The following is a 22,809-nucleotide window of genomic DNA, read 5'->3' on the forward strand; positions in this document are numbered from 1 at the left end:
GTGGGAGCCGAGCTTGCTCGCGATGGCGTCAGCGCAAACACCGCATAAAAAAACGGCCTCCCATTAAGGAGGCCGTTTTGCATTCAACCCATTCTCTTCTTCTTGCGTCGCCGCCACTGCCGCGCCACCCACCAACGCCAATACATCATCGTCAGGCAATAGGCGAGGGCGCCGAGCACCAATCCCATCACCACCGACCCCAGCAAAAACGGTTGCCACAACGTCGAGAGTTGGCCGCTGATCCATTCCCAGGTCAGCTCATCCGGCAGATGTCGGGCCGGCACATCCATCAGCCAGGCGCCGGTCTGATAGGTGCAAAAGAACACCGCTGGCATGGTGATCGGATTGGTCAGCCAAACCAGGCTCACCGCAATCGGCATGTTGCCGCGCACCATGATCGCCAGCACCGCAGCGACGAGCATTTGCAGGGGAATCGGCAGGAACGCGGCAAACAGACCCACCGCCATCGCCCGGGCCACCGAGTGTCGATTGAGGTGCCAGAGGTTGGGGTCATGCAGCAGAGTGCCGAGAAAGCGTAAGGATTTGTGTTCCTTGATGCTGGTCGGGTCTGGCATGTAGCGTTTGAATAAGCGCCGGGGCATAAGGCTTCTCGGTCGGTTCAGGCCGCAAGTATGTCTGGATTCTATAAGTGGCCCATTCAGACTTTGTGACAATTAATAACCGTGCATGTGCGTAAAGCCGACTAAGCCTAGGGAGGGACCTCTCAAGGACGGGCTTATGCGCACAGGGATAGTGGCGCTGGCGCTCGGATTGTTGGCGTTGCGTTTTTTACCGGAATTACCGCCGGTCTGGTTGTGGCTGTTGTTGCCGGTGGTGGCGTTGATGCTGCTGCCGTTTCGCACGTATCCGTTGGCATTCTTGCTGTTTGGTTTTAGCTGGGCATGTGGTTTTGCGCAAACGGCGCTGGATGATCGGCTGCCCGCGAAGCTGGATGGCGAAACGCGCTGGGTCGAAGGGCGAATCACAGGGTTGCCGCAGAACAGCGAAACGGTGGTGCGTTTCGAACTGGCCGACGCGCACTCGCGCCACGCCGCGGTGCCGTCGCTGATGCGCCTGGCGTGGTACGGCGGGCCAGCGGTCAACAGCGGCGAGCGCTGGCGTCTGGCGGTGAAAATGAAGCGCCCGGTGGGTCTGCTCAACCCGCACGCGTTTGATTACGACGCCTGGTTATTGGCCCAAGGCATCGGCGCGACGGGCAGCGTCAAGGACGGCCAGCTTTTGGCACCCGCGCGTTGGGCGTGGCGCGACGGCATCCGCCAGCGCTTGCTCAATGTCGATGCTCAGGGCCGCGCCGGTGCGCTGACGGCGTTGGTGCTGGGCGATGGCGCCGGTTTGAGCCGCGAAGACTGGCAAGTGTTGCAGGACACCGGCACCGTGCACCTGTTGGTGATTTCCGGGCAACACATCGGGTTACTGGCGGGCACGGTGTACTTGCTGATCGCCTTGCTCGCCCGTTACGGCGTGTGGCCGGGGCGAATGCCGTGGTTGCCGTGGGCGTGTGGCTTGGCGTTCGCCGCCGCGCTCGGTTACGCACTGCTGGCCGGTTTCGACGTGCCGGTGCGCCGCGCCTGCGTAATGATTGGCCTGGTGCTGTTGTGGCGATTGCGCTTTCGTCATCTCGGCGCGTGGTGGCCGCTGTCGCTGGCGCTCGGTGGAGTGTTGTTGCTCAACCCGCTGGCGAGCCTGCAACCGGGTTTCTGGTTGTCGTTCACGGCGGTCGCGGTGTTGATCTTCACTTTCGGCGGGCGACTGGGTCCGTGGCGCTGGTGGCAGACCTGGACTCGCGCGCAATGGTTGATTGCGATTGGCCTGTGCCCGGTGCTGCTGTTGTTGGGATTGCCCATCAGTGTCAGCGGGCCGCTGGTCAATCTGCTCGCGGTGCCGTGGATCAGTCTGGTGGTGTTGCCGCCAGCCTTGTTGGGGACGTTGTTGCTGCCGGTGCCAGTGGTCGGTGAAGGCTTGCTGTGGCTGGCCGGCGGGCTGATCGACCTGATGTTCAAAGGCCTCGGATTGGTCGCCAATCAACTGCCCGCGTGGGTGCCGGTGGCGGTGCCGTTATGGATTGGTGTGCTCGGTGGGTTGGGCGCGTTCCTGCTCTTGATGCCGCGCGGTGTGCCGATGCGCGCGCTAGGCTGGCCGCTGCTGCTGTTGCTGGTGTTTCCGCCGCGCGATGAAGTGCCCGAGGGCCGCGCCGACGTCTGGCAGTTCGATGTCGGCCAGGGTCTGGCGATTCTGGTGCGCACCCGGCATCACGCGTTGCTCTACGACGCCGGCCCGCGCGTCGGCGATTTCGACCTCGGCGAGCGTGTGGTGCTGCCGGCATTACGCAAACTCGGGGTGAAACACCTCGATGTGATGTTGCTCAGCCATGCCGATGCCGACCATGCCGGCGGCGCGCGCTCGGTCGCCAACGGGCTGCCGGTGACGCGCGTGCTCAGCGGCGATCCTCAAGGCTTGCCCGTCGAATTGCTGGCCGAGGGCTGCGTAAGTGGCCGGCAATGGACGTGGGACGGCGTTACCTTCCAGCTCTGGCAATGGACAGCGGCGAGCGAAAGCAATCAAAAATCCTGCGTGCTGCAGATTCAAGCCAATGGCGAACGTTTGCTGCTGACCGGCGATATCGACCGCCACGCCGAGCGGGCGCTGCTCGACAGCTCGTTGGCGGTCAGCACCGATTGGCTGGCGTCGCCGCACCACGGCAGCCGCAGTTCTTCGTCGATGGCGCTGCTTAGCGCGCTGCAACCCAAAGCCGTGCTGATCTCGCGCGGCCATGGCAATTCCTTTGGTCATCCGCATCCCACGGTGCTGGCGCGCTATCGCAAACGCGGCTTGCGCATCTATGACAGCGCCGAGCACGGCGCCATCCGTCTGCAACTCGGCAGCTTCGAGCCACCCCGGACCATGCGTCAACAACGGCGCTTCTGGCGCGATTCGCCAACGGTTAACCACAGGGGCAATAAATAGCCATGAGCTATCACGGCCAGACGGGATGCGACATGACAGTCTTCGGTGCACCGAACCCCTATGTTAGAGTGGCGCACTTTTTCGAGGGGACTGTCACTGTGTGGGAATTGGTTAAATCCGGCGGCTGGATGATGATTCCGATCATTCTGAGTTCCATCGCGGCAATGGCGATCGTTGCTGAACGTCTGTGGACCCTGCGCGCCAGTCGCGTGACCCCGGAGCACTTGCTCGGGCAGGTCTGGGTCTGGATCAAGGACAAACAGCTCAACAAAGAGAAGCTCAAGGAACTGCGCGCCAACTCGCCGTTGGGCGAAATCCTCGCGGCCGGCCTGGCCAACTCCAAGCATGGTCGCGAGATCATGAAAGAGTGCATCGAAGAAGCCGCCGCTCGGGTGATTCACGAGCTGGAGCGCTACATCAATGCGCTCGGCACCATCGCCGCCATGGCCCCGCTGCTCGGGTTGCTCGGGACGGTGCTGGGCATGATCGATATTTTCAGCGCGTTCATGGGCACGGGCATGACCACCAACGCGGCGGTGCTCGCCGGGGGTATCTCGAAAGCGCTGATCACCACGGCGGCGGGCCTGATGGTCGGTATTCCGTCGGTGTTCTTCCACCGTTTCCTGCAACGGCGCATCGATGAACTGGTGGTCGGCATGGAGCAGGAAGCGATCAAGCTGGTCGAGGTAGTGCAGGGCGACCGTGACGTCGATCTGGCTGAGGGCAAAGCGTGAAATTCCGCCGCAAGCAACGGGAGAATGTCGACATCAACCTCGCGTCGCTGATCGACGTGGTGTTCATTTTGCTGCTGTTTTTTGTCGTGACCACCACGTTTACCCGCGAAACCCAGTTGCGCGTCGAACTGCCGGAAGCGGTCAGCGGCTCCCCGGCCGAAGATCAGCAGCTCAAGCAACTCGACGTGGCGATCAGCGCCGAAGGCGTGTTTTCGGTGAACAACCAGTTGCTGCCGAAAAATGATCTGGCGACGTTGATGGACGCCTTGCGCAAGGAATCCAATGGCGACACCAACTTGCCGTTGTCCATCAGCGCCGACGGCAAGGCCCAGCATCAGTCCGTCATCATCGCCATGGACGCCGCCGGCAAGCTCGGTTTCAGCCATTTGCGCATGACCACCGTCGAGGCGGCGCCGCCCGCACCCTGATGGCCATGTCTGATCGTTTGCTCGCCGCGTGGTATGCCGGTCATCCGGCGCTGAAGCTGTTGCAGCCGCTTGAATGGCTGTACCGGCGGGTGGTGGTCGGCAAGCGCCAGCGGTTTCTGGCCGGCGAGGGCGAAATCTACCAGCCACCGGTGCCGTTGATTGTCGTCGGCAACATCACCGTCGGTGGCACCGGCAAGACACCGATGATCCTGTGGATGATCGAGCATTGCCAACGCAGCGGTTTGCGCGTCGGCGTGGTCAGTCGCGGTTATGGCGCCAAGCCGCCGCAACTGCCGTGGCGTGTCGAAGCTGAGCAGAGCGCCGCGATTGCCGGTGACGAGCCGTTGCTGATCGTCCAGCGCACCGGCGTGCCGTTGATGATCGACCCCAACCGCAGCAACGCGGTCAAGGCATTGCTGGCCAGCGAAGCGCTGGACCTGATTCTGTCCGACGACGGCATGCAGCATTACTGCTTGGCCCGCGACCTTGAACTGGTGCTGATCGACGCTGCGCGAGGCTTGGGCAATCAGCGTTGCCTGCCCGCCGGGCCGTTGCGCGAGCCGGTCGAGCGCCTGCAAAGCGTCGATGCCGTGCTGTTCAACGGCGCCGCCGAAGACCGCGACGACGGTTTTGCCTTTCAGTTGCAACCGACCGCGCTGGTCAACCTGCACAGCGGCGAACGCCGGCCGCTCGAGCACTTTCCTGCAGGTCAGGCGCTGCACGCAGTGGCCGGGATCGGCAATCCGCAGCGTTTCTTCAATACCCTCGAAACGCTACACTGGCGGCCAATACCGCATGCCTTTGCCGACCACGCCGAATACAGCGTGCAGGCGTTGAATTTCACCCCGTCATTGCCGTTGGTGATGACCGAAAAGGACGCGGTGAAGTGCCGCGCCTTTGCTGCCGCCGACTGGTGGTACCTGGCGGTCGATGCTGCGCCGTCGCCGGCCTTTGTGGCCTGGTTTGATACGCAGCTGATGCGCCTGTTGCCGAATCGTCTTTTGCCTTAATTACGTCTTTATCCAGGGAACGCTCATGGACACCAAATTGCTCGATATCCTCGCTTGCCCGGTCTGCAAAGGCCCACTCAAGCTCAGCGCCGACAAGACCGAGCTGATCAGCAAGGGCGCAGGCCTGGCGTACCCGATTCGCGACGGCATCCCGGTGATGCTCGAAACCGAAGCCCGCACCCTGACCACCGACGAGCGCCTGGATAAATGACCACAGCCTTTACCGTTGTCATTCCATCGCGCTACGCCTCGACCCGCTTGCCGGGCAAACCGCTGCTGCTGATCGCCGGCAAACCGATGATCCAGCACGTCTGGGAACAGGCGAGCAAAAGCAGTGCCCAGCGCGTCGTGGTTGCCACTGACGATGCGCGGATTGTCGAGGCTTGCAAAAGCTTCGGCGCCGAAGTGGTGCTGACCCGCGAAGATCACAATTCCGGCACCGACCGTTTGGCCGAAGTAGCGACGAAACTGGGCCTGGCCGCAGACGCGATCGTGGTCAACGTGCAGGGCGACGAGCCGTTGATTCCGCCGAGCGTGATCGATCAGGTGGCCGCCAACCTCGCCGCCCACATCGAAGCGCGCATGGCCACGTTGGCCGAGCCGATCGAAGACGTCGAAACCCTGTTCAATCCCAACGTGGTCAAGGTTGTCAGCGACCTCAATGGCCTGGCGCTGACCTTCAGCCGTGCCACGTTGCCGTGGGCGCGCGACGCATTCGCCAAAACCCGCGAGCAAATGCCGGAAGGCGTGCCGTATCGCCGTCACATCGGCATCTACGCTTATCGCGCCGGTTTCCTGCATGACTTCGTCAGCTGGGGCCCGTGCTGGCTGGAAAACACCGAATCCCTGGAGCAACTGCGCGCCTTGTGGCACGGCGTGCGCATCCACGTTGCCGACGCGCTGATCGCGCCGCCGACCGGCGTCGATACCGTCGAAGACCTTGAGCGCGTTCGTCGCTTGCTGGAGGCCTGATGCGAGTTCTGTTTGTCTGCCTAGGCAACATTTGCCGCTCGCCTACCGCTGAAGGCGTGCTGCGCCACAAACTGCGCGAAGCGGGGCTGGCCGGGCAGATTGAAGTGGCTTCGGCCGGCACCGGTGACTGGCATGTCGGCAAGGCGCCGGACAAGCGCAGTCAAGCGGCGGCCAAGCTGCGCGGTTACGACTTGTCGGCGCAACGCGCGCAGCAAGTCAGCCGGGCCGATTTCTCCAGTTACGATTTGATCCTCGCGATGGACAACAGCAATCTGCGCAACCTCAAGGCCTTGCAACCGGCCAAGGGCAAAGCTGAGCTGGATTTGTTCCTGCGCCGTTATGAGTCGGAAGTCGATGAAGTGCCGGACCCGTATTACGACGGCGACCAAGGCTTCGAGTACGTGTTGGATCTGATCGAGCGTGCCAGTGATCGGCTGGTGATCGAGTTAAAAGGACGGTTATGAGTTTGCAGGTACAACCCCGGGTTTCGCTCAAGCCGTTCAACAGTTTTGGCGTCGACGTTGAGGCGCAGCTATTTGCCGAAGCGCACAGCGACACCGATGCCCGTGACGCGCTGGCCTACGCCGACACCCACGCGGTGCCGCTGTTGGTGATCGGTGGCGGCAGCAATTTGCTCCTGACCGCCGATATTCAGGCACTGGTGCTGCGCATGGCCACGCGCGGGATTCGTGTGTTGAGCGATGACGGCAGCCAAGTGGTGATCGAGGCCGAGGCCGGTGAGCCTTGGCATCCGTTTGTGCAACACACGCTGGCCGCAGGGTTGTCCGGGCTGGAGAATCTCAGCCTGATCCCCGGCACTGTCGGGGCCGCGCCGATGCAAAACATCGGCGCTTACGGGGTCGAGATCAAAGACGTGTTCGCCGGCCTCACGGCGCTGGATCGGCAAACCGGCGAGCTGCGCGATTTCACCCTGCAAGAATGCAACTTCGCTTATCGCGACAGCGTGTTCAAACAGCAGCCGGGCCGCTGGTTGATTCTGCGGGTGCGCTTTACTTTGAGCCGCGCCGCGCATCTGCACCTGGAATACGGCCCGGTGCGTCAGCGCCTGAGCGAGCAGGGCATCGATCAGCCGACGCCGACTGATGTCAGCCAGGCGATTTGCAGCATTCGCAGCGAAAAACTCCCGGACCCGGCGGTGCTCGGCAATGCCGGCAGTTTCTTCAAAAACCCGTTGGTGCCGGCGTCGCTGGTTGCGCAACTGAAGGTCGAATACCCGGACTTGGTGGCGTACGCGCAAGCCGACGGGCAGATGAAACTGGCGGCCGGTTGGCTGATCGAGAAGGCTGGCTGGAAAGGTTTCCGCGACGCTGATGCCGGCGTGCACAAATTGCAGGCGCTGGTGCTGGTCAACTACGGCGGCGCGACCGGGCTGCAACTGCTCGAACTGGCGCAACGCATCCAGCAAGACATTTCGCAACGATTCGGCGTCGAGCTGGAAATGGAGCCTAATCGTTATTGAGGCTACGCTTTCAAGATCGAATTCGAAGCCCTGCACACTTCAAATGTGCAGGGCTTTTTTGTTAACGCTGGGTTAACTTAGCCACCTAACGATGCAACCATTTGTTTCACCCATTTATTTAACGACAGGCCCGACGCAGACGCTTCCGTCCGCGTAAGAGAGCCGATTAGCCTGAGCCGATCTGTTGAACCCACCGCCATCCCCCGGCGGCAGATTGCTCGACCCCATGACCAAACCAAATATGCGGGCGTGCCCATGATTACCCTGAAACTCAATGGCCAAGACCATCAACTCGACGTCACCGAAGACATGCCGCTGCTCTGGGCGATTCGCGATGTCGCCGGTTACAACGGCACCAAGTTCGGCTGCGGCATGGGCCTGTGTGGCGCCTGCACCATCCACATTGACGGGCTGCCGGCGCGCAGCTGCATCACGCCGATTGGCTCGGTCGTCGGCCAGGACGTGCGCACCATCGATAACCTGCACGCCGACCCGGTCGGGCAAGTCGTTCAGCAAGCCTGGCTCGACACCGCCGTGGCCCAGTGCGGTTTCTGCCAGGGCGGGCAAATCATGTCCGCCACCGCACTGCTCAAGACCAACCCGAACCCCAGCGACGAGCAGATCGAAGAAGCGATGGTCGGCAACATCTGCCGTTGCGGCACTTACAACCGGATCAAGACTGCGATCCGCCAAGCCTCTACTCATCTGAAGGAGGCCAAGGCATGAGCCAGCTGCCGAAAGATTTTGCCCTGAGCAACTTGAGTAATATGAGCCGGCGCGGCTTTCTCAAAGGCGTCGGTGCCACCAGTGCGCTGGTGGTCGCGGCGAGTTGGGGTTTGCCCGATGCTTTCGCTGAGGAAAAAGACAAGAAGTTCGGCGCCGAAGGCATGCCCAACGGCTGGATCGACGATCCGAAGGTCTACGTCAGCATCGCCACCGACGGCACGGTCACCGTGGTCTGCAACCGCTCGGAAATGGGCCAGGGCGTGCGCACCAGTCTGAGCATGGTTGTCGCCGATGAACTCGACGCCGATTGGGCGCGGGTCAAAGTGCAACAGGCGCCGGGCGACGAAGTGCGTTTCGGCAACCAGGACACCGACGGCTCGCGCAGCATGCGCCACTGGTACGAACCGATGCGTCGCTGCGGTGCCGCCGCGCGAGCCATGCTTGAACAAGCCGCCGCTGATCAGTGGAAAGTCCCGGTCGGCGAATGCCGCGCGCAATTACACAAAGTCGTGCACCAACCGAGCAAACGTGAACTCGGTTACGGCGAATTGGCCGCTGCCGCGGGTGCGCTGGCCGTACCGGCGCGCGACAGCCTGCGGCTCAAGCAGCCGTCAGAGTTTCGCTATATCGGCAAGGAAGGCGTGCGCGCCATCGACGGTGACGACATCGTCAATGGCCGCGCGGTGTACGGCGCCGATGTGCATTTCGAGGGCATGCTCTACGCGACAATCGCCCGCCCGCCGGTGTACGGCGGCAAGGTCAAAACGGTGGATGACAGCGCCGCGCTGAAAGTCCCCGGCGTGATAAAAGTCTTGCAGATCGAAGGTCGTCCGTTGCCATCGGAGTTTCAGCCGTTGGGCGGTGTGGCCGTGGTGGCGAGCAATACCTGGGCGGCGATCAAGGGCCGCGAGGCGCTGAAAATCGAGTGGGACGACGGCCCGAATGCCAGTTACGACTCGATTGCCTACCGCAAGGAACTGGAAGCCGCTTCGCTGAAACCCGGCAAAGTGGTGCGCAACACCGGCGACATCGACAAAGCCTTGAGCGGCGCCGACACGTTGGAAGCGTCTTACTATTTGCCGCATCTGGCGCAGGCACCGATGGAGCCGATGGTCGCCATCGCGCGCTTCAAGGACGGCGTGATCGAAGCCTGGGCGCCAAGCCAGGCACCGCAAGTCACCCGCGAGCGGATCGGCGAACGCCTCGGTGTGCCGTTCGATAACGTCACGTTCAATGTCACATTGCTCGGTGGTGGTTTCGGGCGTAAGTCGAAACCGGATTTCGTCGTCGAAGCGGCGATCCTTGCCAAGGAATTCCCCGGCAAAGCGCTGCGCGTGCAATGGACGCGTGAAGACGACATCCATTGTTCGTACTTCCACACCGTGTCGGCTGAATACCTGAAAGCCAGTCTGGACAAGGACGGCATGCCGTCGGGCTGGTTGCACCGCACCGTGGCGCCGAGCATCACCGCGCTGTTTGCGCCGGGCATGAACCACGAAGCAGCGTTCGAGTTGGGCATGGGTTTCACCAACATGGCGTACGCGATTCCCAATGTGCGCCTGGAAAACCCGGAAGCGACCGTGCGCACGCGGGTCGGCTGGTATCGCTCGGTGTCGAACATTCCTCACGGTTTCGCGATCCAGACCTTTGTTGACGAATTGGCCCACAAGGCCGGGCAGGATCCGCTGAAGTATCAGATCAAGTTGCTCGGCCCGGATCGCAAGATTGATCCGCGCACCTTGAGTGAAGAGTGGAATTACGGCGAATCTCCGGAGCGTTATCCAATCGATACCGCGCGCATGCGCACCGTTTTGGAAACTGCGGCCAAGGCTGCCGGTTGGGGTCGGCAATTGCCCAAGGGCCGAGGCCTGGGGCTGGCGGTGCATTACAGCTTCGTCACCTATGTGGCGGCGGTGATTGAAGTCGAGGTCAAGGACGATGGCACGTTGATCGTGCACAAGGCTGACATTGCGGTGGATTGCGGGCCGCAGATCAACCCCGAGCGCATCCGTTCGCAGTTCGAAGGCGCTTGCGTGATGGGCCTCGGCAACGCGGTGCTCGGCGAGATCAGCTTCAAGGACGGCAAGGTCCAGCAGGACAACTTCCACATGTACGAAGTGGCGCGCATGTCGCTGGCACCGAAGGAAGTCGCGATCCATCTGGTTACGCCACCGGGCGAGGTGCCATTGGGCGGCGTCGGCGAACCGGGTGTGCCGCCGATTGCCCCGGCATTGTGTAACGCGATTTTTGCCGCGACCGGCAAACGCATTCGCGACTTGCCGGTGCGTTATCAGTTGCAGGGCTGGCAGAAGGCTGAAGCCTGATGGACAGCGTCGATCTGAACGTCCTGCGCAGCGTCCTCGAATGGCGCCGCGCCGGTCAGCGCGTGATGTTGTACAGCGTGGTCCAGACCTGGGGCACCGCGCCCCGGGCACCTGGCGCGATGCTGGCGTTGCGCGAGGACGGTGTGGTGATCGGCTCGGTGTCCGGCGGTTGCGTCGAGGACGACCTGATTGCGCGGTTGCACGACGGGCGGATTCCGCCTGACGGGCCGCCGGTGCAATTGATCACTTACGGCGTTACCCGCGAGGAGGCCGCGCGGTTCGGGTTGCCTTGCGGCGGCACGTTGCGCCTGACCGAGGAGCGCGTCGGCGATCCAGCATGGGTCGCCGAATTGCTGGCGCGTTGTGAAGACCATGAAATCGTCGCGCGTCTGCTGGATATCTCCAGCGGCGAAGTGCTGCTGGAGCCCGCGAGCAAGACCGACGCGCTGAGTTTCGACGGCAATACGTTGCGCGCGATCTACGGGCCACGCTGGCGTCTGATGCTGATCGGTGCGGGGCAGTTGTCGCGTTATGTCGCGGAAATGGCGCGGCTGCTGGATTTCGAAGTGCTGATCTGCGATCCACGCACGGAGTTCGTCTACGGCTGGGAAGAACAGCACGGCCGATTCGTCACGGGCATGCCCGATGAAGCGGTGCTGAACATTCAGACCGACGAGCGCACGGCCATTGTTGCGCTGACCCACGATCCACGCCTGGATGACATGGCGCTGCTGACTGCGCTTGATTCCAGGGCGTTTTACGTCGGTGCGCTGGGTTCGCGGGTCAACAGTCAGAAACGCCGCGACAACCTGGCTCAGCTAGGCTTGTCAGCACAGGCCATCGAGCGGCTGCACGGCCCGATCGGCCTGCACATCGGCAGCCACACTCCGGCTGAAATCGCTTTGTCGCTGCTGGCCGAAATTGTCGCGATCAAAAACGGCATCGAGCTGAAACAGAAGAAGCCGTTGCGGGAGGACGTATGAGTGAGCCGGTTGGCGTGATCGTGCTGGCGGCGGGGCAGGGCAGTCGGTTTCGCCAGGTTGCCGGTGCTGATAAAGACAAATTGCTGGCCGATTGCACCGGTCGCGATGGCGCTGTGCGTTCGGTGATCGAGCAGGTGCTGGTGAGTTTGCCGGCATCGCTGCACAAACGCGTGCTGGTGACCACCGAGGATCGCCCGCAAGTGATTCGCATGGCGCAGGCGTACGGCTTCGAAATTGTGCTGATCGAATCGACCGGCATGGGCGACAGCATCGCTGCCGGCGTGGCGGCGTGTGCCGAGCTTGATGGTTGGTTGATCGTGCTCGGGGATATGCCGTTTATCCTGCCTTCGAGTGTTGAGCGGGTGGTGGCGGGGATGGCCGAGGATTGCATCAGCGTTGCGGTGCATGAGGGCGACCATGGGCACCCGGTGGGATTTGGGCGGCGTTTCGGTCCTGAGTTGATGAAGTTGTCGGGTGACCGTGGGGCCAAGCCGTTGTTCGCGCAGGCGCGGGTGGTGGAAGTGGCGGTGGATGATCCCGGCGTGTTGTGGGATGTGGATGTGCCGCAGAGGTTGGTCTTCCAGTAGTTCTGCCGCAGTTCCTTGTGGGAGCGAGCTTGCTCGCGATAGCAGCTTGATATTCAACATTTATGCAAGCTGACTCACCGCCATCGCGAGCAAGCTCGCTCCCACAGAGATTGTGGTGAACATAAAAAAAGCCCCGCCTGGATCACCAGGCGGGGCTTTTTAATGGCCGATGGAATCAGACGAGGGGTTTAGGCTCGTGTTCTTTTTCCAGGGCTTGATCGTGTTGCTGTACCGCGTCTTGAACGGAGCGTGGCGCTTCGTCGATAGCGGATTCAGCTGTGCCAACAGCAGGCGCTTCAGCAGTCGGGGCAGGGGCTGCCTCGGCAACTTCAGCAGCGACCGGAGCAGCAGAAGCAGCCTGTTCGGCTTCTTTCTGCAGACGTTCGGCTTCACGCTTGCGGCGACGCACTTCACGTGGGTCGTTCGGCGCGCGGCCGTTTTCAGTCAGAGCGCTGACCGCAGCAGCTTCGACAACCGGTGCAGCCACTTCGGCAACAACCGGTGCTTCAACCACTGGAGCAGGCTCGGTAGCGGCAACCACTGGCTCGGCGACCACTGCTTCAGCGACTGGCGCTTCAAACGACGGCGCTTTGAATGCCGGAGCTTCATTTACTGGAGCTTCAACAACTGGAGCCTCGACTACCGGAGCTTCAATCGACGGAGCTTCCACTGCCGCAGCTTCAGCGACTGGCGCTGGTGCCTCGACGGTTGGCTCAGCGGCTACTGGCTCGGAGACCCAGTTGAACGCGGTTTGCTCTTCACGCACTTCGCGAACGGCTTCGGTGACTGTTTCGGTCGATGTTTCCGGAGTTGCCTGATGGGCAGCTTCGGCGACAAAAGCAGGCTCGGCAGCAGCTTGAACTTCAGGCTGTGCTTCACGAACCGGCGCGACTTCGATTTCCGGCGATGCCGTGGCTTCTACCGGAGTAGTCGCTTCAACAACCGGCGCTTCTACCGGGGCAGTTTCCTGCACGGCGGCGGTGGCGCGTTCGGCTTGCTCGTTAGCCTGAGCTTCGGCCGGAGCGCTGATCACGCTGCTGGCGACGGCTGCAGTAACGGCCAGGCCGGCGGCCAGATCACCAGCGCTTGGTGCCTGGTGGTTGTCGTTGCCTTCGCTGCCTTCGGCGGACTCGGATTCTTCCGAACCTTCGATCACGTTGCCGTTGGCATCGCGTTGACGCTCGCGACGGTTGCTGCGACGACGCTGGCCACGGGAGCGGCGGCGTGGACGATCGCCTTCGGCGTTGTCCTGACCGTCTTCCTGCAGTTGCTCTTCGTTGGTCAGCTCTTCTTCAGCGACGGCGGCAACAGCTTGCTCGGCACGTGGTTGACGCTCTTCACGCGGTTGGCGTGGCGCGCGTTCTTCACGTGGCTGGCGCGCTGGACGCTCTTCCGCCGTGGTCGCGGTGGCAACAGTGCCAACAGCGGCTACGGCAGCAGCAGTCGGAGCGGCGTCGAGTGGTTCACGCAGTTCACGGACGCGTTCTTCACGATCACCGCCGCGAGGCTTGCGGTCTTCGCGAGGCGCGCGCGGTGCACGTTCTTCACGAGGGGCGCGAGGTGCGCGTTCTTCGCGAGCAACGGCCGGAGTTGCGGTTTCTTCACGAGCTTCGCGTGGTTGACGCTCTTCGCGTGGCTCACGTGGTGCGCGTTCTTCACGCGGTGCACGGTCCTCGCGAGGTTTGCGTTCTTCATCGCGGCGACCGTTACGGTTGCGGCTCTGCTGACGACCGTTGCGGCGCTCTTCGTTACGCGCTGGACGCTCGGTGGTCGCTGGTTTCTCAACCACAACCGGAGCGGCTGGCTCTTCTTTGGTCGCGAACAGGCTGACCAGCGATTTCACCAGGCCTTTGAACAGGCTCGGCTCTGGCACGGCAACCGGTGCTGCGACAGGCGCAGGGGCGGCGACTTCGGTCGGCACTGGCGCGTTGGCGCGAGCCGGCGCAGTTTTAACCGCGGCTTCCTGGCGAACCAGAGTGCGGGTGGCAGCGGCAGGCTGAACTTCTTCCACTTCGGCAGCGGCAGCAGCGATTTCGTAGCTGGACTGATTGATGTGCGCTTCCGGGCTGTCATCACGCAGACGCTGAACTTCGAAGTGCGGCGTTTCGAGGTGGTCGTTCGGCAGAATGACGATGCGGGCACGGGTGCGCAGTTCGATCTTGGTGATCGAGTTGCGTTTTTCGTTGAGCAGGAACGCGGCCACCGGGATCGGCACTTGTGCGCGAACTTCGGCGGTGCGGTCTTTCAGGGCTTCTTCTTCGATCAGGCGCAGGATCGCCAGCGACAGCGATTCAACGTCACGGATGATGCCGGTGCCGTTGCAACGCGGGCAGACGATGCCGCTGCTTTCGCCGAGCGATGGACGCAGGCGTTGGCGGGACATTTCCAGCAGGCCGAAGCGCGAGATGCGACCGACTTGCACGCGAGCGCGGTCGGCTTCCAGGCATTCGCGGACTTTCTCTTCCACGGCGCGCTGGTTCTTGGCAGGGGTCATGTCGATGAAGTCGATGACGATCAGGCCGCCGATGTCGCGCAAGCGCAACTGACGGGCGATTTCTTCGGCGGCTTCAAGGTTGGTCTGCAGGGCGGTTTCTTCGATGTCGCTGCCTTTGGTGGCGCGCGCCGAGTTGATGTCGATGGACACCAGGGCTTCGGTCGGATCGATAACGATGGAGCCGCCGGAAGGCAGTTCGACAACGCGCTGGAAGGCGGTTTCGATCTGGCTTTCGATCTGGAAACGGTTGAACAGCGGAACGCTGTCTTCGTAGAGCTTGATCTTGCTCGCGTACTGCGGCATCACCTGGCGGATGAAGGTCAGGGCTTCGTCCTGCGCTTCAACGCTGTCGATCAGCACTTCGCCGATGTCCTGGCGCAGGTAATCGCGGATGGCGCGGATGATCACGTTGCTTTCCTGATAGATCAGGAATGGCGCGGAGCGATCCAGCGAGGCTTCTTTGATGGCGGTCCAGAGTTGCAGCAGGTAATCGAGGTCCCACTGCATTTCTTCGCTGCTGCGGCCCAGGCCGGCAGTGCGCACGATCAGACCCATGTCGGCTGGAGCAACCAGGCCGTTCAGGGCTTCACGCAGTTCGTTGCGCTCTTCACCTTCGATGCGACGGGAGATACCGCCGGCACGCGGGTTGTTCGGCATCAGCACGAGGTAACGACCGGCCAGGCTGATGAACGTGGTCAGGGCTGCGCCCTTGTTGCCGCGTTCTTCTTTTTCGACCTGAACGATGACTTCCTGGCCTTCGGTCAGGACGTCCTTGATGTTGACGCGGCCTTCGGGGGCTTTCTTGAAGTATTCGCGGGAGATTTCTTTGAGGGGCAGGAAGCCGTGGCGCTCGGAGCCGAAATCGACAAAGGCAGCCTCAAGGCTTGGTTCGATGCGAGTAATCCGGCCTTTATAGATGTTGGCCTTCTTCTGCTCGCGTGCACCGGATTCGATGTCCAGGTCGTAGAGGCGTTGGCCATCTACCAGTGCAACACGCAACTCTTCGGGTTGAGTTGCGTTAATCAGCATTCTTTTCATGTAGTACCGTCGGTTTCCGGGCTGCCGGAAACGGCGTTCGGCACACACGACTTCTCACGGTCGGTGTCAGGTGCGTCGGGAGTGGTTGGCCATTCCCGTGTCCAGCGACGTGGCCAATTGGGCCGTTATCGCGACGTACGCGTCCTGCTTGCTGTGGCTACTTAAGCACTCAGTCAGGAGGAGGAATCAACCGGCGGCTGTGGACGAGATGAAGCGTCTTGATAAAGCCTATTGCTACACAGTCCAGCGGTTGTGCATCTCCACCCTACACGTATCCCTGATAATTCGGGTGCTGCCGCGCGCAGAATCCGCAGCGGGTTGGCATTTACCGTGAGCTCCGAAAGGGGAGGTCACGCATCATGGCTAATTTAGGCGTTGTTTCCGAAGCATTCGCTCGGGGTCATTCGCAGCTGACTGCACTTTGTGAACTGGCCATGAATATTGGCGAGCAAAACGAGTGAAAACTCTGCTTTGCGGCTTGATTCAGGCCTCATGTCACCTGCGCTCGTTACACCTGCAAACTCCACCGTTACGTAGCGAAAGCCCCGTAGGACGGCCTCGCGTCCTGGTGAATTGCGTTGGTCAGGGCCGGTTTTTGACCGTTAGTCCGCTGTCCAGGCCGCTTTTGGCGGCGTTCGCGACTATAGCAGCAATGATTAAGTGCTTCAATTCCATAAAAAATTGTTATCATCCGCGCCATGACGACTACTGCCCCTTCGACCCCAGCCGTACAACTGCTGGAGGTCTCGCCGGAATATGCCGGCCAACGTATTGATAACTTCCTTCTCGCTCGGCTCAAAGGCGTGCCCAAGACCTTGATTTATCGCATTTTGCGCAAGGGTGAAGTGCGGGTGAACAAAGGTCGGATCAAGCCCGAATACAAGCTGCAGGCGGGCGATATCGTGCGCGTGCCGCCAGTGCGCGTGCCCGAGCGCGACGAGCCGGTGCCGCTGGCACAAGGCCTGCTGCAACGCCTTGAAGCGTCGATTGTTTTCGAAGACAAAGCCCTGATCGTGATCAACAAGCCGTGCGGCATTGCCGTTCACGGCGGCAGCGGCCTGACCTACGGGGTGATCGAAGCCTTCCGTCAGTTGCGTCCCGACTGCAAGGAGCTGGAGCTGGTTCACCGTCTCGACCGTGACACTTCCGGCCTGCTGATGATTGCGAAAAAGCGCAGCATGTTGCGCCACTTGCACTCGGCGCTGCGCGGTGATGGCGTCGACAAGCGCTACATGGCGCTGGTCCGCGGCAACTGGGCGGCCTCGATCAAGCAAGTCCGTGCGCCGCTGGGCAAGAGCAATCTGCGCTCCGGCGAGCGTATGGTCGAGGTCGACGAGGAGGAGGGCAAGGAGTCGGTGACCGTGTTCAAGGTCCTGCGCCGTTTCGGCGACTTTGCCACGCTGATCGAAGCCAAGCCGATTACCGGCCGCACCCACCAGATTCGCGTCCACACCTTGCACGCCGGGCATTGCATTGCCGGCGACAGCAAGTATGGCGATGACGATTTCAGCAAGGAAATCCGTGATCTGGGCGGTAAGCGTCTGTTCCTCCACGCCTACATGCTGACCGTACCGCTGCCGGATGGCGGCGAGCTGAAGTTGCAGGCGCCGGTCGACGAGATGTGGGCCAAGACTGTGGAGCGCCTGAGTGCACCCCTCTGATTACAAACTGCTGATTTTCGATTGGGACGGCACGCTGGCTGATTCCATTGGTCGGATTGTCGAAGCGATGCACGTCGCCTCCGAGCGCTCCGGGTTCCCGTTGCGCGACGACTTTGCGGTCAAGGGCATCATCGGCCTGGGCTTGCCCGAGGCGATTCGCACGTTGTATCCAGAAATTGCCGATGACCAGCTGATTGCGTTTCGTCAGCACTACGCCGATCACTACATCGCTGCTGAGGCCGTGCCTTCGCCGTTGTTCGAAGGCGTGGTCGAGTCGATGGCGGCGTTTCGCGATGCCGGTTATCACTTGGCGGTGGCGACCGGCAAGGCGCGTCGCGGGCTCGATCGGGTGCTGAAAGCGCACGGTTGGGAAGAATATTTCGATATCACTCGTGCCGCCGATGAAACCGCCAGCAAACCGCACCCTCTGATGCTGGAAGAGATTCTCGCGCATTGCCGGGTTTCGCCGCAGCAGGCGCTGATGGTCGGGGATTCGTCCTTTGATCTGCAGATGGCGCGCAACGCTGGCATGGATAGCGTGGCGGTCAGTTACGGCGCGCAGTCCATCGAGGCGCTCAAGCTGTTCGAGCCGCGGCTGGCGATAGATCACTTTTCCGAATTGCATGCCTGGCTTCGTCAGGCTTAATACGTTTTTGCTGGGGTGGATGGCATGACCGACGAATGGAAAGCGCCTGAGCGGGCGAGCACTGACGGTGACGCCAAAAGCTGGCAGTTGCTGGAAAAGACTTTGCTGGCCAGTGTCCAGGAGCAGCGTCGCTCGCGGCGCTGGGGGATTTTCTTCAAGCTGTTGACCTTCGTTTACCTGGTCGTGGCATTGCTGCTGTTCACGCCGCTGATGGACATGGAAAAGAGCGCCGCGCGCAGTTCCAACTACAGCGCGCTGATCGAAGTAACCGGGGTGATCGCCGACAAGGAAGCCGCCAGCGCCGACAACATCGTCACCAGCCTGCGTGCAGCGTTTGAGGACGACAAGGTCAAAGGCGTGATCCTGCGCATCAACAGCCCGGGCGGCAGTCCGGTGCAGTCGGGTTACGTCTATGACGAAATCAAGCGCCTGCGCGCTTTGCATCCGGACACCAAGGTCTACGCGGTAATTTCCGATCTGGGCGCTTCCGGTGCTTATTACATCGCCAGCGCGGCTGACCAGATTTATGCGGACAAGGCCAGTCTGGTCGGTTCGATTGGCGTGACGGCGGCCGGTTACGGTTTTGTCGGCACCATGGAAAAGCTCGGCGTTGAGCGCCGCACCTATACGTCAGGCGAGCACAAATCGTTCCTCGATCCGTTCCAGCCGCAGAAGCCTGAAGAAACGCAGTTCTGGCAGGGCGTGCTCGATACCACGCATCAGCAGTTCATCAACAGCGTGAAGAAGGGCCGTGGTGATCGACTCAAGGACAAAGAGCACCCGGAGCTGTTCTCCGGTTTGGTCTGGTCGGGCGAGCAAGCGCTGCCGCTGGGTCTGATCGATGGTCTGGGCAGTGCCAGTTCGGTGGCCCGTGACGTGATTGGCGAGAAAGAGTTGGTGGACTTCACCGTTCAGGAGTCGACGTTCGACCGCTTCTCGAAAAAGCTCGGCGCCAGCGTGGCCGAGCACTTGGCGATGTGGATGGGGTTTAACGGTCCGTCGCTGCGCTGATCAAGTTTGCTCCTTAAAAAACCGGCCGAGATGGCCGGTTTTTTTGCGAATGCAATCCGTGTAGCAGCTGGCGAAGCCTGCGTTCGGCTGCGCAGCAGTCGTAAAACTTCTGCACGCGATCTACCTGAAGCAACGCGGCGCTTGGGTTGGCGAGCGCTGCGCACTCGAACGCAGGCTTCGCCAGCTGCTACATAATTGCGGTGTTCGGGCGTTTGCGCATAAGCAGGTTCAGGGGATTTGCACGCCTTCGGCCAGCAGCATGTCGATCAGGCGGATCAGCGGCAGGCCGATCAGGCTGGTGGCGTCAGGGCCTTCGGTGCTTTGAAACAGGCTCACCCCCAAACCTTCAGCCTTGAAGCTGCCAGCGCAGTCGTAGGGCTGCTCGGCGCGCAGGTAGCGTTCGATGCGTTGCTGGTCGAGCACGCGCATGTGCACGGTGAACGGCACGCAGTCGACCTGGCAATTGCCGGTCTGGCTGTTAAGCAGCGCGAGGCCGGTGAGGAAGGTTATGCTGGCGCCGCTGGAGGCGAGCAATTGTTCGCGGGCCTTTTCGAACGTGTGGGGTTTGCCGATAATGCGCTCGCCGAGCACGGCGACCTGATCGGAGCCGATGATCAGATGCGCAGGATGGCTGCCCGCCAGCGCGCGTGCTTTCTGTTCGGCGAGGCGTTTTACCAGATTGATTGCCGATTCATTTTCACCATGGCTTTCGTCGATATCCGGCGAGCTGCAGGTGAACTCAAGTTGCAGGCGGGCCAGCAATTCCCGGCGGTAAACCGAGCTTGAAGCGAGTAATAAAGGCAGCATGCGCATCTCCAAAAGGCAGTGACGAATTCTAGCGAGGCTTGCAAGTGACGGACAGGGCTGAATTTCCTTTGACATGGCTGGGTGCATCCCTATAATGCTGCGCCTATGTTGAATGACCCGATTCCACCTCACGTTGACCCGCGCAAATTGGCTGATCGTGGCACCACCCTTCAAGGTGAACTGCTGCTGGCCGATTTGGAGAGACTCTGCGACCCGCTTTCCGACACTGTCGGTACGGTGCAGGCTAAATTCGTTTTTGAACGAGATGAACGTAAGTCTGTGGTAATCCACAGCTTTATCGACACCGAAGTCAAAATGGTTTGCCAGCGTTGTCTTGAGCTGGTCACCCTGCCAATCCACAGCGAATGCAGTTACGTTGTGGTGAAGGAGGGTGCGAATACCCAGTCGTTACCGAAAGGTTATGACGTGCTGGAACTGGGCGAAGATCCATTGGATCTGCAGTCACTGGTCGAGGAGGAGCTTTTGCTCGCCCTGCCCATTGTGCCTGCTCATCATCCGGAAGAATGCCAGCAGCCGGCGGGTCTCGATGAGCCCGAACCGAGCGAGGACGAGGTAACGCGGTCCAACCCGTTCAGTGTATTGGCGCAGTTAAAGCGTGACCCAAACGTTTAGGAGTTAATCAATTATGGCTGTTCAGCAGAACAAAAAATCCCGCTCTGCCCGTGACATGCGTCGTTCGCACGACGCCCTGACGGCAAGCACTCTGTCTGTAGAAAAAACCACTGGTGAAATTCACCTGCGTCACCACGTATCGCCAGAAGGCGTATACCGTGGCCGTAAAGTGATCGACAAGGGCGCTGACGAGTAATCACTTGTCTGCTCAAGTCATCGCGATTGACGCAATGGGCGGGGACTTCGGTCCCCGCAGCATTGTTCAGGCCAGCCTCGCTTGCCTGTCTGCTACGCCCTCGCTGCACCTGACCCTCGTCGGTCAAACTACCCTTTTGGAAGAACTGCTCTCCAGTCACTCGGCTGTGGATCGCGCGCGCCTGTCGATTACCCCCGCGTCCGAAATCATCACCATGGACGAAAAGCCTGCGCAGGCCTTGCGTGGCAAGCCTGACTCGTCGATGCGCGTGGCGCTCGAATTGCTGCGTGATGGCAAAGTCCAGGCCTGCGTCAGCGCCGGCAATACCGGCGCCCTGATGGCGTTGTCGCGATTTGTGTTGAAGACGCTGCCCGGCATTGATCGGCCGGCGATGGTCGCGGCGATTCCGACGCAGAAGGGTTATTGCCAGTTGCTTGATCTGGGCGCCAACGTCGATTGCAGTGCCGAGCACTTGTTGCAGTTCGCGATCATGGGCTCGGTGGCGGCGGAGACGCTGGGTGTGGTGCGCCCGCGCGTGGCGCTGCTGAACATCGGCACCGAAGACATCAAGGGCAATCAGCAGGTCAAACTCGCTGCGACCTTGTTGCAGAACGCGCGCGGCATCAATTACATCGGTTTTGTCGAAGGTGACGGTTTGTATCGCGGCGAGGCGGATGTGGTGGTGTGTGACGGCTTTGTCGGCAATATCCTGCTCAAATCCAGCGAAGGCCTGGCGACAATGATTGCCGGGCGCATCGAAGCCTTGTTCAAGCAGAACCTGGCCTCGCGCATGGTCGGCGCATTGGCGCTGCCGCTGATGAGGCGCTTGCAGGCGGACCTGGCCCCGGCGCGACACAACGGTGCGAGTTTTCTCGGTTTGCAGGGAATCGTCGTAAAAAGCCACGGCTCGACGGGCGTGCAGGGCTTTCAGAGCGCCATTCAGCGCGCCCTGATCGAGATTCAGGAAAACCTCCCGCGACGCCTGCACGGTCGTCTGGAGGATTTGTTGCCTTAGGCGTTTTCGTCGGACAATGCTTAAATGTGACCGCTCAGTTCAATTGGCCATCCAACTGTCAGTTTCTTGCGTCCCCCAAGCGGGACGTCAATTCTCCGACGACAAGATCATTAGGGGCTTGTTACATGTCTGCTTCCCTCGCATTCGTCTTTCCAGGACAGGGTTCGCAGTCCCTCGGCATGCTGGCCGAGTTGGGCGCGCAACATCCGATCGTCCTCGAAACATTCAAAGAAGCTTCCGATGCTCTCGGTTACGACCTGTGGGCACTGACCCAGCAAGGGCCGGAAGAGCAACTCAATCAAACCGATAAAACCCAACCGGCGATTCTCACCGCTTCGATCGCCTTGTGGCGCTTGTGGCTGGCTGAAGGCGGCGCGCGTCCGGCTTATGTGGCCGGTCACAGCCTGGGCGAATACAGCGCATTGGTCGCTGCGGGCAGTCTGAGCCTGGGCGACGCGGTGAAACTGGTCGAGCGTCGTGGCCAACTGATGCAGGAAGCCGTGCCGGCCGGGCAGGGCGGCATGGCCGCTATCCTTGGTCTGGAAGATGCCGATGTACTGGCAGCGTGCGCCGAAGCGGTGCAGGGCGAAGTGGTCAGTGCGGTCAACTTCAACTCGCCGGGCCAAGTGGTTATCGCCGGTGCCAAGGCTGCCGTCGAGCGCGCCATCGAAGGCTGCAAGGCGCGTGGTGCCAAGCGCGCCATGCCGTTGCCGGTCAGCGTGCCGTCGCACTGTGAGCTGATGCGTCCGGCCGCCGAGCGTTTTGCCGAATCCATCGCCGCGATTGACTGGCAGGCGCCGCAGATCCCGGTGGTGCAGAACGTCAGCGCCAGCGTGCCGGCCGATCTCGACACCCTCAAGCGCGATTTGCTTGAGCAGCTCTACAAGCCTGTGCGCTGGGTTGAATCGGTCCAGGCGCTGGCCGCCAAGGGCGCGACCCAGTTGGTCGAATGCGGCCCGGGTAAAGTGCTCGCCGGCCTGAACAAACGCTGCGCCGAAGGCGTGTCGACTTCCAACCTCAATACCCCAGACGCTTTCGCTGCCGCTCGCGCAGCGCTGGTCTGAATCAGGAGAAACTTG

At 61.4% G+C, this 22,809-nt stretch carries 22 protein-coding genes; 19 read left to right on the plus strand and 3 right to left on the minus strand.

The window, feature by feature from the left end; all coding sequences use genetic code 11:
* Positions 1 to 83: 83 nt before the first annotated feature.
* Positions 84 to 602 (minus strand): DUF2062 domain-containing protein, encoded by a 519-nt coding sequence (locus BLU01_RS21370; protein WP_092279228.1) that lies wholly within the window; start codon positions 600 to 602, stop codon positions 84 to 86.
* 136 nt (positions 603 to 738) lie between these two features.
* Between BLU01_RS21370 and BLU01_RS21375 the strand changes: the two genes are divergently transcribed.
* The 12 genes from BLU01_RS21375 (at position 739) to BLU01_RS21430 (ending at position 12,229) form a co-directional block, all read left to right on the plus strand.
* Entirely contained in the window at positions 739 to 2,985 is a 2,247-nt protein-coding gene (locus BLU01_RS21375; RefSeq protein ID WP_092279230.1) for a DNA internalization-related competence protein ComEC/Rec2, read from the plus strand.
* A gap of 98 nt (positions 2,986 to 3,083) precedes the next feature.
* Positions 3,084 to 3,719, plus strand: a complete 636-nt coding sequence (locus BLU01_RS21380; protein WP_167370441.1) for a MotA/TolQ/ExbB proton channel family protein — start codon at positions 3,084 to 3,086, stop codon at positions 3,717 to 3,719.
* Positions 3,716 to 4,147 carry an ExbD/TolR family protein gene (locus BLU01_RS21385; RefSeq protein ID WP_092279234.1) on the plus strand — a complete coding sequence of 144 codons (432 nt, stop codon included), beginning with the start codon at positions 3,716 to 3,718 and terminating at the stop codon, positions 4,145 to 4,147. The genes BLU01_RS21380 and BLU01_RS21385 overlap by 4 nt, the downstream gene beginning before the upstream one ends.
* Positions 4,147 to 5,157, plus strand: a complete 1,011-nt coding sequence (lpxK, locus tag BLU01_RS21390; RefSeq protein ID WP_092279236.1) for a tetraacyldisaccharide 4'-kinase — start codon at positions 4,147 to 4,149, stop codon at positions 5,155 to 5,157. Before BLU01_RS21385 ends, lpxK begins: the two co-directional genes overlap by 1 nt.
* 25 nt (positions 5,158 to 5,182) lie before the next feature.
* The gene (locus BLU01_RS21395) at positions 5,183 to 5,368 is read left to right on the plus strand and encodes a Trm112 family protein (protein ID WP_007945752.1); all 186 of its coding nucleotides are present in this window, start codon (positions 5,183 to 5,185) and stop codon (positions 5,366 to 5,368) included.
* Positions 5,365 to 6,129 (plus strand): 3-deoxy-manno-octulosonate cytidylyltransferase, encoded by a 765-nt coding sequence (gene kdsB / locus BLU01_RS21400; protein ID WP_092279238.1) that lies wholly within the window; start codon positions 5,365 to 5,367, stop codon positions 6,127 to 6,129. Before BLU01_RS21395 ends, kdsB begins: the two co-directional genes overlap by 4 nt.
* Positions 6,129 to 6,593: a low molecular weight protein-tyrosine-phosphatase gene (locus tag BLU01_RS21405; protein ID WP_092279240.1), complete on the plus strand. Its 465-nt coding sequence runs from the start codon at positions 6,129 to 6,131 to the stop codon at positions 6,591 to 6,593. The genes kdsB and BLU01_RS21405 overlap by 1 nt, the downstream gene beginning before the upstream one ends.
* A complete protein-coding gene (gene murB / locus BLU01_RS21410) occupies positions 6,590 to 7,609 on the plus strand; it encodes a UDP-N-acetylmuramate dehydrogenase (protein ID WP_092279242.1) in 1,020 nt (339 codons plus the stop codon). The genes BLU01_RS21405 and murB overlap by 4 nt, the downstream gene beginning before the upstream one ends.
* A 255-nt stretch (positions 7,610 to 7,864) precedes the next feature.
* Positions 7,865 to 8,335 (plus strand): (2Fe-2S)-binding protein, encoded by a 471-nt coding sequence (locus BLU01_RS21415; protein ID WP_092279244.1) that lies wholly within the window; start codon positions 7,865 to 7,867, stop codon positions 8,333 to 8,335.
* Positions 8,332 to 10,659, plus strand: coding sequence for a xanthine dehydrogenase family protein molybdopterin-binding subunit (locus BLU01_RS21420; protein WP_092279246.1), 2,328 nt, complete (start codon positions 8,332 to 8,334; stop codon positions 10,657 to 10,659). The genes BLU01_RS21415 and BLU01_RS21420 overlap by 4 nt, the downstream gene beginning before the upstream one ends.
* The gene (locus BLU01_RS21425) at positions 10,659 to 11,642 is read left to right on the plus strand and encodes an XdhC family protein (protein ID WP_092279248.1); all 984 of its coding nucleotides are present in this window, start codon (positions 10,659 to 10,661) and stop codon (positions 11,640 to 11,642) included. Before BLU01_RS21420 ends, BLU01_RS21425 begins: the two co-directional genes overlap by 1 nt.
* Positions 11,639 to 12,229 carry a nucleotidyltransferase family protein gene (locus BLU01_RS21430; RefSeq protein ID WP_092279250.1) on the plus strand — a complete coding sequence of 197 codons (591 nt, stop codon included), beginning with the start codon at positions 11,639 to 11,641 and terminating at the stop codon, positions 12,227 to 12,229. The genes BLU01_RS21425 and BLU01_RS21430 overlap by 4 nt, the downstream gene beginning before the upstream one ends.
* A 175-nt stretch (positions 12,230 to 12,404) precedes the next feature.
* Here the strand turns inward: BLU01_RS21430 and rne are convergent, their stop codons facing one another.
* Positions 12,405 to 15,761 (minus strand): ribonuclease E, encoded by a 3,357-nt coding sequence (gene rne / locus BLU01_RS21435; RefSeq protein WP_092279252.1) that lies wholly within the window; start codon positions 15,759 to 15,761, stop codon positions 12,405 to 12,407.
* A 698-nt stretch (positions 15,762 to 16,459) separates the two neighbouring features.
* Here rne and rluC point away from each other — a divergent pair.
* The 3 genes from rluC to sppA are packed head-to-tail and all read left to right on the plus strand — an operon-like array spanning position 16,460 to position 19,079.
* Positions 16,460 to 17,422 (plus strand): 23S rRNA pseudouridine(955/2504/2580) synthase RluC, encoded by a 963-nt coding sequence (gene rluC, locus BLU01_RS21445; RefSeq protein ID WP_092279254.1) that lies wholly within the window; start codon positions 16,460 to 16,462, stop codon positions 17,420 to 17,422.
* Positions 17,409 to 18,068 (plus strand): HAD-IA family hydrolase, encoded by a 660-nt coding sequence (locus BLU01_RS21450; RefSeq protein WP_092279256.1) that lies wholly within the window; start codon positions 17,409 to 17,411, stop codon positions 18,066 to 18,068. Before rluC ends, BLU01_RS21450 begins: the two co-directional genes overlap by 14 nt.
* Before the next feature lie 24 nt (positions 18,069 to 18,092).
* On the plus strand, positions 18,093 to 19,079 hold the full coding sequence (gene sppA, locus BLU01_RS21455) for a signal peptide peptidase SppA (protein WP_092279258.1): 987 nt from the start codon (positions 18,093 to 18,095) through the stop codon (positions 19,077 to 19,079).
* Between the two features lie 228 nt (positions 19,080 to 19,307).
* On the opposite strand, the gene BLU01_RS21460 is transcribed toward sppA, so the two are convergent.
* A complete protein-coding gene (locus BLU01_RS21460; protein WP_092279260.1) occupies positions 19,308 to 19,886 on the minus strand; it encodes a Maf family protein in 579 nt (192 codons plus the stop codon).
* Positions 19,887 to 19,991: 105 nt separating this feature from the next.
* On the opposite strand from BLU01_RS21460, the gene BLU01_RS21465 reads away from it, so the two are divergent.
* From BLU01_RS21465 to fabD, 4 genes are all read left to right on the plus strand, one after another.
* Positions 19,992 to 20,519, plus strand: coding sequence for a YceD family protein (locus tag BLU01_RS21465; RefSeq protein WP_092279262.1), 528 nt, complete (start codon positions 19,992 to 19,994; stop codon positions 20,517 to 20,519).
* Positions 20,520 to 20,532: 13 nt separating this feature from the next.
* Positions 20,533 to 20,715, plus strand: coding sequence for a 50S ribosomal protein L32 (gene rpmF, locus BLU01_RS21470; protein WP_008152339.1), 183 nt, complete (start codon positions 20,533 to 20,535; stop codon positions 20,713 to 20,715).
* A 4-nt stretch (positions 20,716 to 20,719) separates the two neighbouring features.
* Positions 20,720 to 21,730, plus strand: a complete 1,011-nt coding sequence (gene plsX, locus BLU01_RS21475) for a phosphate acyltransferase PlsX (RefSeq protein WP_092279264.1) — start codon at positions 20,720 to 20,722, stop codon at positions 21,728 to 21,730.
* Positions 21,731 to 21,855: 125 nt separating this feature from the next.
* Positions 21,856 to 22,794, plus strand: coding sequence for an ACP S-malonyltransferase (gene fabD / locus BLU01_RS21480; protein WP_092279266.1), 939 nt, complete (start codon positions 21,856 to 21,858; stop codon positions 22,792 to 22,794).
* Positions 22,795 to 22,809: the final 15 nt, after the last annotated feature.

Origin of the sequence: Pseudomonas prosekii (assembly GCF_900105155.1) — a bacterium.
Taxonomy (GTDB): domain Bacteria; phylum Pseudomonadota; class Gammaproteobacteria; order Pseudomonadales; family Pseudomonadaceae; genus Aquipseudomonas; species Aquipseudomonas prosekii.